We start from the raw sequence: 15,258 nt of genomic DNA, 5'->3' as shown, positions 1-15,258 counted from the left end.
GAAGGAGGCGTTGAATGAGCGAAAGAGGATCGTTATTGGCGGTGGACGACGACCCCGAGGTCCGCGCCACCATTCGCGACTATTTCGAGCATTGCGGCTTCGAGGTCTATGTGGCGAACGACGGTGAGGCCATGCACAAGGTCCTCGCCACGCGCCGCATCGATCTGGTTCTGCTGGACGTGAACCTGCCGGGCGCGGACGGGCTGTCGCTCGCGCGCGAGCTCAGGTCCAAGCAGGATATCGGCATCATCATCCTCGCCGGCGCCGGCCAGGTGATCGACCGGATCGTCGGCCTGGAAATGGGCGCCGACGACTATGTCGCGAAACCGTTCGATCCCCGGGAGCTGCTGGCGCGGATGAAGAGCGTCCTGCGCCGCAAGGGCAAGGGCTCGCGCCCCTGCGTGCCGCAGGAGCTCCATCCGGAAGTGGTCAAGATGGGCAACTGCACGCTCGATCTGGCGGCGCACCATCTCTATGACGGGAACGGCGAGCAGGTTCCCCTGACCAGCATGGAGTTCGACCTGCTCCACGCTTTCGTCTCGCATCCGGACCGCGTCTTGAGCCGAAGCCAGCTGCTCGAGCTGGCCCATCGCAACCAGGGCGACGTCTTCGACCGCAGCATCGACATCCGGATGGCCCGCATCCGGCGCAAGATCGAGGAGGATCCGGAGAATCCGCAGGTGCTGAAGACCGTGCGCGGGGCCGGCTACATCTATATCAGCGGCCGGAAGAAATAAGGGCGCGGCACCGGGGCCCATCGAAACCCGGCCCCGGTACCGCGCCGGCCTCTGGCCGGTTACGACGCTTCGCGGGCCCGCGTGTCGTTGGCCGGGATCCCGATGCCCTTCGCGGCGGTCATGCCGTTCAGGGCAAGCATGGACGGAGACTGGTTTCCGATATCGGTGCCGTTGGGGGACGGCGCCGTCGGCCCGGAGGCGGCCGAGCGCCGCGTCACCGCCCGAGGCTCCGCTTCCTGCCGCGCCATCTCCGCGGCAATCCAGGAGATTTGCGAGCGATGCAGCCCGATATCCTTCAGCATCTTGTCGTCCAGCAGCATCAGCTCGCGCACCGTCGCCCGGCGCTGACGGGCCCGCATGAACGCCCGCCAGAGCGCCAATGCGATACCGGCCGACGCCTTCCATATGGGCTGCCGCACCGGCCAGCGCAGCAAGGCCCGGCTTCGCGCATAGCTGGCGATCTCCCTGCGGCTGAAACCGATGTCCTCGAGCACGTCATCGTCGAGATAGACCAGCTCGGACATGATCCTGTCATAGCGCCACCAATAGCGGACCGGGCGTACGAGCGCGTAGCCGAGCTCGTTGAGAGCGCTGGCCAATCCCTGCGATGCAGGCGCTGCATCGCGCGGCTTCGCGCTGTCGTTCGCAATCTGATGGAGGGCGAGGGTCATGATGAGATCCTTCCTTCACGTTCCGACATCGATTTCGATGTTGGGGACTTCGATGCTGGGAAGGTAGGGAGGCGCGATTTCCGGCTGATGTCGCGCTCTCGGGAGAATTGTTTCAATGGTTGCGCCGCGTTCGGCAGCGAATATGGCAGCGCCGTGACAACCGAATCGCTCCTGATTCAGGCCAGCAATTCGATTCCGAAGCTCTCGCGAAATCCGCGCCGGCCGGCGGCGGTGATGGTGACGGCACGCCCGTCGCGCTGCCGCTCGATCCAGCCGACCTCGAAGCAACGGTCGCCGAGCGCCGCTCCCAAGGCGCCGGCAAGATGCGGGCGACGCTCGCTCCAGTCGAGACAAGGCCGGGCGAAGCCGCGGCGCTGGCGCGCTACCGATGCCGCATCGATGCCGAGCCCGGTGAGGAACTCGTGGCCGCGACGGCTGACCTGGAAATCGGTCGCGCCCGGATGGAGATGCCCTTGCGCCAGAAGCCTGTCCATGACGGCGACGCCGAGCTTGCCGGCGAGATGGTCGTAGCAGGTCCGCGCCAGGCGCAGCGCCTCGCCGCCGCGCGCACCCGAAAGGCGCCGGCGCGGCTGATGCTCGCCCGAGAGCGCCATCATCCCCTCGATCGCGCAGGCGACCAGCGAGTTGGCGAGCCGGAAATAGCGATAGCGCCCCTGCTCGATGACATCGAGCAGGCCGCCATCGACCAGCTTGGCCAGATGCCCGCTGGTGGTGGGCGCCGAGACCCCGGCGATGAGGGCCAGCTCCTTGGCCGTGAGGGCGCGGCCATCCATCAGGGCGGCCAGGATATTGGCCCGCGCCGGATCGCCCATCAGCGCAGCGACGCCGGCGAAATAGGGTTCGCGGATGCTCATGCGCTCGAGGCTAGGCCTCGGGCCCGGCTTGCGCAACGCCCGACAGTTCGGTCGCGACCGAAACGTCCCTCCGGGACAGCGGACGCAAGCCGAGAGCAAGCTGCCAGGCGAGCAACAATCGGGAAGACCGGCACCGTGAAACCAGGCAGAGAGACGACCTGCGACAGCGGCCCTGCTTGTTCCCGGCTCCCGCCCGTGATCGACTGCCGCCGCCCCGACCGACCGGAACGCCCTCCCGCCAGACAGCGCCCGAAGACATCACCCGTGACCGCCCGCACAGCCTCGCCCCCCATGACCGGATTCGAATGGCTGCTGCTCGGCCTGCTGTCGCTGGTCTGGGGCGGCTCCTTCTTCTTCAACCGTGTGCTCGTGGTCGAGCTGCATCCCTTCACGGTGGTGTTCTTCCGCGTCGCCCTCGCAGCCGCCGCCCTCCTGGTCGTGCTGCGGATCACCGGCCATTCCCTGCCCCGCAGCGCGAGGCTCTGGGGCAGCTTCTTCGTCATGGGCCTGCTCAACAACCTGATCCCCTTCGGCCTGATCGTCTGGGGCCAGACCCAGATCGCGAGCGGCCTCGCCGCGATCCTCAATGCGACCACGCCGCTCTTCACGGCGCTGATCGTCCATTTCCTGGCCCAGGACCCGCGCGAGCGGCTGACCGGCCACCGGCTGCTCGGCGTCGTCATCGGGCTCGTCGGCGTGGTGCTGATCGTCGGGCCGGCGAGCCTCGCCGGGCTCGGGCTCAACCTGTTGGCCCAGGTCGCGGTCCTCGGCGCCGCGCTTTCCTACGGCTTCGCCAACAATTTCGGCCGCCGCTTCCGCGCCGCGGGCGTGCCGCCGCTGGTGGCCGCCACCGGGCAAGTCTCCGCGACGACGATCATGTCCCTGCCGCTGATGCTGCTGATCGACAGGCCCTGGGAACTGCCGGCTTTTCCGAGCGCCACCACGATCGCCGCTCTCGTCGGGCTGGCGCTGCTCAGCACCTCGCTCGCCTATGTGATCTTCTTCCGCCTGCTGTCGGGCGCCGGCGCCGTCAATGTGGCGCTGGTCACGCTGCTGGTGCCGGCGAGCGCCCTCCTCCTGGGCGCGCTGGTCTTCGGCGAGCGCCTCGACTGGCACCAGCTCGCCGGCATGGCGGTGATCCTGGCGGGGCTGGTCGTGATCGACGGGCGCCTCCCGGCGGCCCTCGGCCGGAGGCTGTGGCGAGGCGACAGCCGCGATCCGCTCAGGTCCCGGTGAAGACCGGCTTGCGCTTCTCCAGGAACGCCTTCGCGCCCTCCTCCTGGTCCGCGGTCGAGTAGCAGAGGGCGAAAGCCTTGATCTCGGCGCGGCAGGCGGATTCGGTGTCGGCATCGACCGCGATGTTGAGCGAGGATTTGAGCTGGGCCAGCGCGAAGGGCGACAGGGCCGCGAGCTGCTCGGCCAGCGCCGCCGCGGCCCTGGCCAGTTCCTCCGGCGCATGCACGGAAGCCACCAGCCCCAGCGCATAGGCACGGTCGGCGGCGATAGGCTCTCCGGTCATGGTCATCATCCGCGCGACCGAGGAGCCGGCGATCTTGGTCAGCCGCACCGTGCCGCCGCCACCCGGCAGGATGCCGAGCTTGATCTCGGGCAGGCCGAGCTTCGCCGTCGTGGCGGCGATGCGGATATCGCAGGCGAGCGCCAGCTCGAATCCGCCGCCCAGGCAATAACCGTTGATGACCGCCACCACCGGCTTGGGTGCTCCGGTGAGGGCGTTCGTCACCCGCTTGAAGCGCTCGGAGATCGCCAGCGCGTCGGCGGGCGAGGCGCCGACGAACTCGGTGATGTCGGCGCCGGCGACGAAGGCGCGGTCGCCCTCGCCGGTCAGGAGGATCACCCGCACCGCCTTGTCGTCCGAGAGGCGGCCGATCGCGTCGAGAAGCTGGCGCAGCACTTCCGCATTGAGCGCGTTCAGCGCCTTGGGCCGCCGCACGGTGATGGTGCCGATGGCGCCGCTCACCTCCGCCGTCACCAGGATGTCGGTCATGGACGGTCCCTCCGTTCAGTGCAGCCGTTCGATGAGCATGGCCAGCCCCTGGCCGCCGCCCATGCAGAGCGTGAGGACGGCGCGGCGCGCGCCGCTGTCCTCGAGATGCTGGAGGGCGTTGAGCGCCATGCGCACGCCCGTGGCCCCCGGCGGATGGCCGATCGAGATGCCGCCGCCATAGAGGTTGGTCGCATCGCGAGGCACGCCGAGCTGGGACTCGGCATGAAGATTGACGGCCGCGAAGGCCTCGTTCACCTCGAAATAATCGATGTCCGAGACCTTGAGCTTCTGCTGCTCGAGCAGCTTGCGCGTGGCCGGCACCGGGCCGCAGCCCATGATGCGCGGCGGCACGCCGGCGATCGCATAATCGACGATCTGCGCGCGCGGGCGGATGCCGGCCTTCTCGGCGGCACCCCGCTCGGCCACGATGACGAACGCGGCCCCGTCGGTGACGCCGCTGGAATTGGCGGGCGTGACCTTGCCGCCAGCGCGGAACACCGGCTTCATGGCCGCGATCTTCTCGCGCGCGATGTCGGGACGCGGGAATTCGTCGACCGAAAACAGGCGCCGACCCTTGCCGTCCGGCACCTCGATCGGTGCGATCTGCTTGGCGAGGAAGCCGCTGGCGACCGCGGTCCCGGCCCGGCGCTGGCTCGAGAGCGCGTAATCGTCCATGGCGTCACGCGTATATTGGAAGTCGTCGGCCAGGTTCTCGGCGGTCTCGCCCATCAGCTCCAGGCTCAAAGGATCGCGATAGGCCCAGTCCAGCGCATCGACCATGGTCTGAGGGCCGCGCTTCGAGCCCCAGCGCGCCGAGGTGACGATATAGGGCGCGCGCGAGAAATTCTCGCCGCCGCCCGCCAGCGCCACGCGGCTATGGCCGGCGACGATATGCTCGGCCGCGGACATGATCGCCTGGATGCCGGAGCCGCAGGCGCGGTTGACATTGAGCGCGATCGAGCTTTCGGACAGACCCGCCTTCAACGCCACGGCCCGGGCCGCGAGATAGCCTTCCTGGTCGACCGGCAGGACATTGCCCCAGACGAGCTGATCGACCTTCTCGGCGGCCAGCCCGGCGCCCTTGAGCGTCGCCTGTGCCGCGTGGCTGCCGAGCTCGACCAGCGTCGTGTCCTTCAACGACTTGCCGAAATCCCCGAACGGCGTCCGCTTGCCGCCGCAAAGCACGATGTCCATGTCCTTGTCTCCGTTGCGTTCCAATCGGTTCAATCTCGAGGGGCGCCGTCGCCTTCCAGCGTCCGCCGCAGCCGCACCATGCCGGAGAGCCAGCGGTCGTAGTCGGCGGTCTTGCGCCGCATGTAGTCGGCCACGACGGGATGCGGCAGGATCAAGAATCGCTCCTCGGCCAGGCCTTCGATCACGCAGTCCGCGACCGCCTCCGCGCTGATGACCCCGTCGCGCGCCTGCGGGCCGTCGGGCAGCGCGCGCAGCATCGGCGTGTCCACGCCCTGGGGACAGAGCACCGAGACCCGGATCCCCGCATCGCGATGGGCAATCGCCAGCGCCTCGGCGAATCCGATCGCGGCATGCTTGGTCGTGGCATAGACGGCACCGCCGATCTGCGAGAGCAGACCGGCCGCCGACACCGTATGCAGGAAATAGCCGCCGCCCCGTGCCGCCATGCGCGGCGTCAGCGCGCGGGCAGCATAGACATGCGCCATGACATTCACGGCCCAGCTCCGTTCCCAGGCGGCGTTGGACGCGCTGCTGGCGTCGCGCGGCCGCGTGTCGAAGGTCGCGATGCCGGCATTGGAGCAGAACAGGTCGATCGGCCCGAACCGGTCCTCGGTCTCTGTGACGAGCCGGGCGATCTGCGCCTCGTCGGAGACGTCGCAGCGGAACGCGGCGCCTTCGATCTCGGCGGCGACAGCCTCGGCGGCTGTGACATCGAGGTCCGCGACGACGACCTTGGCCGCGCCTTCCTTGTGGAAGCGCTGGCACAGGGCACGGCCGATCCCGCTCGCCCCGCCCGTGACCGCGACAACCTTGCCCTCGACCCTCATGATGCGTTCCCGCTCTGCTTTCACACGCCGGCGATGGTGACGCCACCATCGACGACGATCGTCTGCCCGGTGAGGAAGGCGCTGGCCGGCGAGGCGAGGAAGACGGCGCAGCCCGCGATGTCGTCCGGCTCGCCGATACGGCCCAGCGGGGCGGCCTTCGTGTAGTGCGCCAGGGTCTCGGGGTTCTCCCACAAGGCCCGGGCGAAATCGGTGCGGACCAGGCCCGGCGCGATGCAATTGACGCGGATCTGCTTCGGCCCGAGCTCGACCGCGAGATTGCGCGCGAGCTGCATGTCGGCGGCCTTGGAGATGTTGTAGGCGCCGATCCCGGCCGAGCCCTGCAGCCCGCCGATCGAGGAGATGATGACGATCGATCCCCCGCCCTGGCGCTCGAGCGCCGGCAGCGCTAACTGGATCAGCCAGTTGTTGGCGACGATGTTGTTCTCGAGGATCTTGCGGAACGCATCGTCGCCGATGCCGCTCATCGGGCCGAAATAGGGATTGGAAGCGGCATTGCAGACCAGGATGTCGAGGCGGCCGAGTTGGCCCAGCGTCTGCTCGACCAGTGCCTTGAGGTTGTCCTTCGAAGAGATGTTGGCCGGCACGGCGATCGCCCGCCCCGCTCCGTAACGCGCGTTGATTCCGGCGGCGGCGGCCTCGCAGGCCGGCGCCTTGCGCGAGGAGATCACGACCCGGGCGCCCGCCTCCGCCAGGCGGGTCGCGATGGCAAGCCCGATGCCGCGCGAGGAGCCCGTGACGATCGCGGTCTTGCCGGTGAGATCGAACAGCAAGGGGGGCGCGCCCTCAGTTGCCGCCGGGCGTGCGCCAGCCGGGCTTGCCGCGCCCGCCGACCAGGCCGGCGCGCACGCGCTGCTTCAGCAGCGGCCGCGGCCGGAAGCGCTCGCCATAGGCCTCGAACATGATCTCCTGGGCCTGCAGGCAGAGGCTCGAGGTCGTGGCATCCATCAGCTCGAACGGCCCCATCGGATGACCGAGGCCGAGCTTGCAGGCGGTGTCGATATCCTCCGGCGTCGCCACCCCCTCCTCCACCAGCCGCACCGCCTCGATCATCAGCACATGCAGAAGCCGGTTCACGGCGAAGCCGGGCACGTCCTTGATGGCGATCGGCGTCTTGCCGACCGACCGGCAGAGGCGCATGGCCAGATCGACGGTGGCGGGCGCCGTGGCGAAGCCTGGCATGACCTCGACCAGCTTCATGCGCGAGACCGGCGAGAAATAATGCGTGCCGATGAAACGGGGCCGCCGCGCCTCCGAGACATGCGAGGCCAGCACCGAGATCGGGATGGTCGAGGTATTGGTCGCGATGACGCAGGAGGGCTGGCAGATCGCGTCGAGCTTCTCGAAGACCGCGGCCTTGACGTCCTCGCGCTCGAACACCGCCTCGGTGACGAAATCGCGGTCGGCAAAGAGGCCGAAATCGGTCGTGGTGGCGATGTCGCCGAGCGCGCGCAGGACATCCTCTTCCTTGTAGAAGCCGCGCCCGACCCCTTTCTCGAGGATCTGGCCGAGGCGCTCCATCGCTTGCGCCAGATGGCTTTCGGTCTGGTCGCAGAGCAGCACCTTGTAGCCGGCCAGCGCGAAGACCAGCGCGATCTCCCGTCCCATGAGACCGGCGCCGACGACACCGATCCTTTCCTTCTGCTCCATACCCTTCGCTTCCTCCGGAAAGTTCAGGCGCCGATGCGGCGCGCCAGGTCCCAGGCCTGCTCGGCGATCGGCCGCGCCGCGCGGCCGACCTCGGCCGCGCGTTCGCTCGCCGCATTGCCCTCGATCGCCCGCTTGGCGATGCCCTGCATGATCGCGGCGATGCGGAACAGGCTGTAGGCGATATAGAAGTCCCAGCCCGCGATCCGGCCCCGTCCCGTCCGCTCGCAATAGCGGGCGACATAAGCCGTCTCGTCGGGAATGCCGACCGCCTTGAAATCGGTGCCGGCCAGGCCGCGGAAGACCGAGGGCGAGATGCGCCAGGTCATGACGTGATAGGCGAAATCGGCCAGCGGATCGCCGAGCGTGGAAAGCTCCCAGTCGAGCACCGCCACGACCCGGCCCTCGGTCGGGTGGAAGATCAGGTTGTCGAGCCGATAATCGCCATGGACGATGCCGGTGGCGTCCTGCGCCGGGATGTGGCGCGGCAGCCACTCGATGAGACGGTCCATGGCCTCGATCGTCTCGGTCTCGGACGCCTGATACTGCTTCGACCAGCGGCCGATCTGCCGCTCCAGGAAATTGCCCGGCTTCCCGTAATCGCCGAGGCCGACGGCCTGCGGGTCGATCCGGTGCAGCCGCGCGATGGTCTCGTTCATGGAATCGTAGATCGCGGCACGCTCCCGCGGCTCGAGGCCCGGCAGCCGCTGGTCCCAGAAGACGCGGCCCTCGACATGGTCCATCACGTAGAACGGCGTGCCGATGATGTCGGCCTCGCCCAGCGCATGGACCCGCGGTACCGGCACGCCGCTGCCCTTCAGGGCCGCGAGCACGCGGAACTCGCGATCGACGGCGTGCGCGCTCGGCAGGAGCACGCCCGGCGGCTTGCGCCGCAGCACATAGGAACCCGAGGCCGCATCCAGGCGATAGGTCGGGTTGGACTGGCCGCCCTCGAAGCGGGTGACGGTGACCGGTCCGCGGAATCCGGCGACATGAGCGGCGAGCCACGGCTCCAGTCTCGCCCATTCCGCGGGCAGCGGCGATCCAGCCGCCGTCATGCCACTCTCTCAGGATTCGTCGGGGATGTGCTGGTCAGGGTCACGTCATGCACGGTTGGAATATTTCTTCAGCTCGAGGCGGGCGATCTGGTTGCGATGGACCTCGTCCGGCCCATCGGCCAGACGCAGGAGACGGGCAGTGGCATAGGCGGTGGCGAGGCCGAAATCGTTGCTGGTCCCGCCGCCGCCATGAGCCTGCATCGCCCAGTCTATCACCTGGCAGGCCATGTTCGGCACCGCCACTTTGATCATGGCGATCTCCATCCGGGCGGCCTTGTTCCCGACCGTGTCCATTTTATAGGCAGCATTCAGCGTCAGCAGCCGCGCCTGCTCGATCATGATCCGGGCCTCGGCGATGCGCTCCTGGGTCACGGTCTGTTCCGCGATCGGCTTGCCGAAGGCGACCCGGCTCGAGGCCCGGATGCACATCCTCTCCAGCGACCGCTCGGCCAGGCCGATGAGGCGCATGCAGTGATGGATACGGCCCGGCCCGAGGCGGCCCTGCGCGATCTCGAAGCCCCGGCCCTCGCCGAGCAGCATGTTCGAGACGGGCACGCGGACATTCTTGAACAGCACCTCGGAGGCCCGGTCCGGCACGCCGTAATAGCCGAAGACCGGCAGGGCACGGGTCACCGTCACGCCGGGGGTGTCCATCGGCACCAGGATCATCGACTGCTGGCGATGGCGGTCCGGGTTGGCCGGGTCCGTCTTGCCCATGAAGATGCAGATCTTGCAGCGCGGATCGGTGGCGTTGGTGGTGTACCACTTGTGCCCGTTGATGACGTATTCGTTGCCGTCGCGGACGATCGAGCTCTCGATGTTGGTGGCGTCGGAGGAGGCAACCGCGGGCTCGGTCATGGCGAAGCAGGAACGGATCTCACCGGCCAGCAGCGGCTTCAGCCAGCGCTCCTGCTGCTCGGGCGTGCCGTAGCGCTCCAGCACCTCCATGTTCCCGGTATCCGGCGCGTTGCAGTTGAAAAGCTCGGGCGCCAGATGGGAGCGTCCCATGATCTCGCAGAGCGGCGCATATTCGAGATTGGTCAGGCCCGCCCCGTGGCCGCTCGCCGGCAGGAACAGGTTCCACAGGCCTTCCTTCTTCGCCAGCGGCTTCAGCTCCTCCACCACCGGATAGATCTTCCAGGGACCGAGCTCCTCCGCCTCGCGGTAGAACCGCGCCTCGTTCGGATAGACATGCCGGTCCATGAAGGCCTCGAGCCGGGCCGTCAGCTGCAGCACCTTCTCCGATTTCTCATAGAACATAGGTTCTGACACTCCCATGGGCTGGCCGAAGGCGGAAGGTTCGTGGAGGGTGATCCGTCGAGGAAGGCCGGCGAAACGGGCCCGTCAGTGGATCGCCGCATACATGATCTTCTCTTCCGTCGCCTCGGACGCCGGCATCTCCTCCACGATCCGGCCCGCGCGCGCGACGAGCACGCGGTCGGAAACGGAGAGGATCTCCGGCAGATAGGAAGAGATGACTACCACCGCCTTGCCCTGCGCCGCGAGCCCGCGGATTGCCGCATGGATCTGCGGGATGGCGCCCACATCCACGCCGCGCGTGGGCTCGTCGAAGATCACCAGGGAGGGCTCCTGGGCCAGCGACTTCGCGACCACGACCTTCTGCTGGTTGCCGCCCGAATATTCGATGATCTTGAGGCTGCGCTTCAAGGCCGAGATCGCCAGGTTCTTGACCCAGCGGTCCGCGACCGTCTTGCGCTCCTTCAGCGAATAGAGCAGCCGCCGGCCCTTGGGCGAGGCCAGGTAGCCCAGATAGATATTGTCGTCGGCCGTCATGGTCTCGAAGAAGCCGTCGAGCTTGCGGTCCTCGGTGATGTAGACGATGCCGTCGCGCACCGCCTGGCGAGGCACACGGTAGCGCACGGCCTTGCCGTTCAGATAGATCGCCCCGCCGCGCAGGAAGTTGCGCTTGCGCGCGCCGCAGACGATATGGGCGATCTCGGTCCGGCCGGCGCCGACCAGCCCGGCCATGCCCACCACCTCGCCCGCATAGACCGAGAAGGACATGTTCTTCACCACGTTGCCCATGGTGATGTTCTCGACCACCAGCACCTGCCGCCGTTCCCTGGGCGGCGTGGGCGCAACCGTCGCCGCGCTCGCGGCCGGCGCTTCGCCGCCCTCCACCTCGGCATAATGCGTGGCGGCGATGTCGCGCCCGACCATCATCCGCACGATCTGCGCCCGGTCGAGGCCGGCGGCCGGGCCGGTGCTGACCAGCTTGCCGTCGCGCAGCACGGTGATGCGGTCGGCGATCTTGAGCGCTTCCTCCAGCGCGTGGGAGATGAAGATGATCCCCACCCCCTGGCTGCGCAGGCGCCTCAGGAGATGGAAGAGATGCTGGATCTCCTCCGGCGTGAGGCTCGCCGTCGGCTCGTCGAAGATGATGACCCGGGCGTTGTGGCGCACGGCGCGCGCGATCTCGACCATCTGGCGCTTCGCCGTGCCGAGCGTCTCGACCAGCGCCAGCGGGTCGACGTTGAAGTTCAAGGCCTGCTGCGACTGCTGGGCGGCGATGTTGATCTTGCGGTAGACGGTGAAGAGCTTCTCCATCCCCAGCTCGAGATTCTGGGCGACGGTCATGGAAGGCACCAGGCTGGTCTCCTGATAGACCATGGCCACGCCCGCCCGCAGCGCCTCGCCCGGCGTGGCGAAGGAGACCTTCTCGCCGCCGAGGAAATAGTCGCCCGAGGTCAGCTCGATGGCGCCAGCGATCGCCTTGCAGAGCGTCGATTTGCCGGCACCGTTCTCGCCCAGGAGCGCATGGATCTCGCCCGGCATGAGGTCGAAATCCACCCCGTCGATGGCATGGACGCCGCCATAGACCTTGCTGCCGCGGCCGATGCGCAGGACCGGCTCTCGCGTCGGCTCGCTCATGCCCGGCCTCCCGCGGCCGGCGTCAGCGCGACCGACGCCACCTTCCCATGCCCCTTCGAGACGGCGTAGAGCGTCGTCCCGATCTCGGCGACATCGGTGATGCCATGGAGGTTGCCGGAGACGCGGCTGTGCAGGCTCTCCAGCGCCTGCCCCTGCTCGTCGAGACGCGCGACCAACCCGTAGGAGCGCGGCGGCGCCCAGGGTTTCTGGATGCCGAGCTTCTTGATGCGCCCGATCTGCGTCGGCTCGCGATAGTCGAATTTGCCGCCGAGCGTCGGGCCGATCCACAGGTCGGGCGGCACCTGCTCCATCATCTTCATCCGGAAGATCGGCTCGCGCAGGATGAACTCGGTGAGCTGGGTCCTGAGCGCGAAGAACGCGACCCAGTAGCCGCCCTTGGCGCTACGGCAGATGCGGCCCGGATAGCCGACGAAGTTCCTGACCAGCCTGCGAACGCTTCCGTCGGCCCGGCTCACGGCCGAAAGCCCGTGCGCCCAGGCTTCGCCCACCAGCACTTCCTTCTCGTCATGGCCGATCGCGACACCCGCGGGCCAGGACAAGCCGTCCTTGACAAGGCGGGGATTAGAAAGGTCCGACGCGGCGGCGATGAGCCGGCCCGAGCCTCGCCGGTTCTGCATCAGGTCGGTCAGCCACTGCGCGGCCTCGTTATGGCGCGACCCGTCGGTGGCATAGACCGTGCCGTCGGCAGCGACGGCGATAGCAGTCACGCAGCGCAGCGGCACGCCCCCCAGCGCATCCAGGCGCGCCACCAGCTTGCCGCCGCGATCGAAGGCATGGAGGCCCCGGCCGTCGACGGCTGCGAGCAGCCTGCCGTCGCCTGTCCAGCGGAGGGCGCTGACGGGCGCCTCGGCCCGCGCGAAGATCTCCGGCTTGTCGAGGCGGCTGCCCGAGCAAGCATGGATCGCCGGGCCGGCCGACACATAGAGCCGCCCGTCCGGTCCCAGCGCCAGGGAATCGGGCGCCTCGAACGAGGCCAGAACCTCGGCCTGCTCGAGGCGCTGGTTCGGCGAGAAGCCGCCATCGAGCACCGGGATCGCATGGACATCGCGGTTCGGGAAGAAGACGCGATCGATGATGTCACGCGCGAGCGACATGACCCACCCTCGTCTCCGGCGCGGCCGCACCCGGCCCCGGTCGCCGCTTCGAGCCCCAATAGGAATCCCAGCCGGTCCATCCCGGATCGGCATTCGGCAGCTTCAGGCGGCCGATGCGGTTGTTCTCGAGCCCGCCGATATAGAGATAGCCCTTGTGCTCGCGCATGGAGGTGATGGTCGGGTGCTGCTGGGCACCCGGATCCCAGAGCGACTCCAGCACCTCGCCTTCATCGTTGAACTTGATGACGCAGCCGTAGTTGATGCCGGGGCAGAGCCATTCGTCGGGCGGGATCTGCTTGACCATGCGCACACGGAAGGCCGGATCGGCCATGGCGAGATCGTAGACCGGCGAGCGCAGGCCCACGAAGGCGAGCCAGTAGTTGCCATCCGAGGCGCGGTTGATGTTGTCCGGATAGCCCGGCAGGTTGTCGATCAGGATCTCGAGCTGGCCCGCCTTCTCGCCCGCGATCCAGTAGCGGTAGATCTTGCAGAGCCAGGTGCTGGCCCAGAGCACCGACTGCCCGTCATGGGCGATGCAGATGCCGTTGGGGAAGGCCAGGTTCTTGAGGATCGTGCGCGTCTTGCCGGTGGCCGGATCGTGGCAGACGAGCCGCCCGTTGCCGCGCCCCTCGAACCCGTCGAGCGCCCAGTCGGAGAGGTCGTAGCGCGTCGTGGCGTCGCTGAAATAGATCTTGCCGTCGGGCGCCACGTCGAGATCGTCCGCGAGCCAGAGCCGCGCATCGTCCTTGAAGCGGTACCACGTGCGGTTGGTCTCGTCGGTGACCTTGAAGACCGTGCGGTCGGGCTTGACCCCGTAGACGCCCATCGCCGCCACGCAGACCAGCAGGTTCTCGTCGCGGTCGAAGGCGAGGCCCAAGGGGCGGCCGCCGATGCGCGCGAACTCCTCGCGCGTCTCGTAGTCCGGCGCCAGGAAGCGGATGATCGAGCCGTTGCGGTTGACCGTGTAGAGATTGTCCTTGCGGTCGAGGATGACGTCCTCGGGGCCCTCGATGCGGTTGAGGGCGATGGCCTCGACGCTCTTCAGCCGGTCGTTCTCCGCATAGACGCTGCCGCTGCCGCGCTCGATCGAGGGCGGGGCTGTGAATTCCACCAGGCTCGGGCTGACATAGATCTTCTGCAGGATCTTGCCCTTGTTCTTGACGAACTTGACGTTGAAGCCCACGGCCGCCAGCAGGATGAAGCCGATCGCGGCCGAGGTCAGGCTGCCATGGGTCCCGAGCTGCACCAGGCCGTTGATGAGCAGGAAGATGATGGCGGCACCGATGAGCGCGCGGCTGATGGTGCCGCGCCCGCCGCTGAGGCTGATGCCGCCGACGACCGCCGCCGCCAGCGCGTTGACCTCCCAGCCCACGCCGGTGTCGGTGCCGGCGCTGTTCTGCCGGGCGGCATAAAGCAGCCCGCCGAACGAGGTCAGAAGGCCGGACAGGACGTAAGCGAAGAAGAGCGAGAACTTCACATTGATGCCGGCATGGCGCGCGGCCTTGCGGCTCGAGCCGACGGCCATGATATGGACACCCGGGCGGATCCGAGTCAGGTAGAAATGGGCCGCGATCCCGATCACCACGAGGCAGGCCATGTTGACCGGGATGCCCCCGATCGAGCCGATGCCGATGAAGTCCCAGGTCGGGCTGTCGGCGTAGCCGCTCGCCAGCTCGTCGGTGAAGGCGGCGGTCAGCTTGTTGTAGGCGGCGCGCACCACGATCAGGACCACCATCGTGGTCAGGAAGGGCCGCGTCTTGGCATAGGCGATCAGGCCGCCATTGACGGCGCCGATGAAGGCGCCCCAGGCCAGCACGCCCAGCACCGCAACGGGGAAAGGCAGGCCCAGGATCTGCAGCAGATAGAGGGCGACGAAATTGGCCATGGCGAAGACGGCGCCGACCGAAAGGTCGATGCCGCCCGAGAGGATCGCGATCGCCATGGCCATGGCGACGAAGGCCTGCTCGGGAAAGCTCCGCATCAATTGCTGGAGCTGGATGAAGGAGACGTAGCCGGGAATGATCAGGGCGAAGACGAGGAAGACGACGCACATCAGGATGAACGGAATGATCGGTTCCATCCACCGCTTCTCGAGAAGCTCGCTGAGATAGAGCTGAGGCGAGTATCGGTACCAGAGGCGCCGTAGCGAGGTCATGCCGAATCCATTGGTCAGCGCAGGCGCCGACGCCCGCCGCCTTTCGGCGGGGGCGTCGGCCAAA

14 protein-coding genes are annotated in these 15,258 nt (G+C 67.9%); 2 read left to right on the top strand and 12 right to left on the bottom strand.

All coding sequences use genetic code 11. From position 1 onward, the window contains the following. Positions 1–14: 14 nt before the first annotated feature. A complete protein-coding gene (locus FRZ61_RS08830; RefSeq protein WP_151116692.1) occupies positions 15–737 on the top strand; it encodes a response regulator in 723 nt (240 codons plus the stop codon). A gap of 59 nt (positions 738–796) precedes the next feature. On the opposite strand, the gene FRZ61_RS08825 is transcribed toward FRZ61_RS08830, so the two are convergent. Together FRZ61_RS08825 and FRZ61_RS08820 are read right to left on the bottom strand one after the other, a co-directional pair. Beyond that, on the bottom strand, positions 797–1,408 hold the full coding sequence (locus FRZ61_RS08825) for a DUF1127 domain-containing protein (protein ID WP_151116690.1): 612 nt from the start codon (positions 1,406–1,408) through the stop codon (positions 797–799). Positions 1,409–1,584: 176 nt separating this feature from the next. Then, positions 1,585–2,283 carry an ArsR/SmtB family transcription factor gene (locus tag FRZ61_RS08820; protein ID WP_151116688.1) on the bottom strand — a complete coding sequence of 233 codons (699 nt, stop codon included), beginning with the start codon at positions 2,281–2,283 and terminating at the stop codon, positions 1,585–1,587. A 264-nt stretch (positions 2,284–2,547) separates the two neighbouring features. Here FRZ61_RS08820 and FRZ61_RS08815 point away from each other — a divergent pair, with 264 nt between their 5' ends. After that, entirely contained in the window at positions 2,548–3,519 is a 972-nt protein-coding gene (locus FRZ61_RS08815) for a DMT family transporter (protein ID WP_318526366.1), read from the top strand. Here FRZ61_RS08815 and FRZ61_RS08810 read toward each other — a convergent pair. The 10 genes from FRZ61_RS08810 to FRZ61_RS08765 form a co-directional block, all read right to left on the bottom strand. Then, positions 3,506–4,288 carry an enoyl-CoA hydratase/isomerase family protein gene (locus FRZ61_RS08810; RefSeq protein ID WP_151116686.1) on the bottom strand — a complete coding sequence of 261 codons (783 nt, stop codon included), beginning with the start codon at positions 4,286–4,288 and terminating at the stop codon, positions 3,506–3,508. The genes FRZ61_RS08815 and FRZ61_RS08810 overlap by 14 nt on opposite strands. A 15-nt stretch (positions 4,289–4,303) precedes the next feature. Further along, positions 4,304–5,482: a thiolase family protein gene (locus FRZ61_RS08805; RefSeq protein ID WP_151116684.1), complete on the bottom strand. Its 1,179-nt coding sequence runs from the start codon at positions 5,480–5,482 to the stop codon at positions 4,304–4,306. Positions 5,483–5,511: 29 nt separating this feature from the next. Beyond that, a complete protein-coding gene (locus FRZ61_RS08800) occupies positions 5,512–6,309 on the bottom strand; it encodes an SDR family oxidoreductase (protein WP_151116682.1) in 798 nt (265 codons plus the stop codon). A gap of 20 nt (positions 6,310–6,329) precedes the next feature. Next, positions 6,330–7,100 carry an SDR family oxidoreductase gene (locus tag FRZ61_RS08795; protein ID WP_151116680.1) on the bottom strand — a complete coding sequence of 257 codons (771 nt, stop codon included), beginning with the start codon at positions 7,098–7,100 and terminating at the stop codon, positions 6,330–6,332. Between the two features lie 13 nt (positions 7,101–7,113). Then, positions 7,114–7,977 (bottom strand): 3-hydroxyacyl-CoA dehydrogenase family protein, encoded by an 864-nt coding sequence (locus FRZ61_RS08790; RefSeq protein ID WP_151116678.1) that lies wholly within the window; start codon positions 7,975–7,977, stop codon positions 7,114–7,116. 23 nt (positions 7,978–8,000) lie between these two features. Then, positions 8,001–9,032 (bottom strand): phosphotransferase, encoded by a 1,032-nt coding sequence (locus FRZ61_RS08785; protein ID WP_151116676.1) that lies wholly within the window; start codon positions 9,030–9,032, stop codon positions 8,001–8,003. A gap of 45 nt (positions 9,033–9,077) precedes the next feature. Continuing rightward, the gene (locus tag FRZ61_RS08780; protein WP_151116674.1) at positions 9,078–10,292 is read right to left on the bottom strand and encodes an acyl-CoA dehydrogenase family protein; all 1,215 of its coding nucleotides are present in this window, start codon (positions 10,290–10,292) and stop codon (positions 9,078–9,080) included. Between the two features lie 84 nt (positions 10,293–10,376). Then, positions 10,377–11,924, bottom strand: coding sequence for a sugar ABC transporter ATP-binding protein (locus FRZ61_RS08775; protein ID WP_151116672.1), 1,548 nt, complete (start codon positions 11,922–11,924; stop codon positions 10,377–10,379). Beyond that, a complete protein-coding gene (locus tag FRZ61_RS08770; protein WP_151116670.1) occupies positions 11,921–13,039 on the bottom strand; it encodes an SMP-30/gluconolactonase/LRE family protein in 1,119 nt (372 codons plus the stop codon). Before FRZ61_RS08770 ends, FRZ61_RS08775 begins: the two co-directional genes overlap by 4 nt. Beyond that, entirely contained in the window at positions 13,023–15,194 is a 2,172-nt protein-coding gene (locus FRZ61_RS08765) for an ABC transporter permease (RefSeq protein WP_151116668.1), read from the bottom strand. Before FRZ61_RS08765 ends, FRZ61_RS08770 begins: the two co-directional genes overlap by 17 nt. Positions 15,195–15,258: the final 64 nt, after the last annotated feature.

This window comes from Hypericibacter adhaerens, from assembly GCF_008728835.1.
Taxonomy (GTDB): domain Bacteria; phylum Pseudomonadota; class Alphaproteobacteria; order Dongiales; family Dongiaceae; genus Hypericibacter; species Hypericibacter adhaerens.
This window is presented reverse-complemented; position numbering and strand designations above follow the sequence as displayed.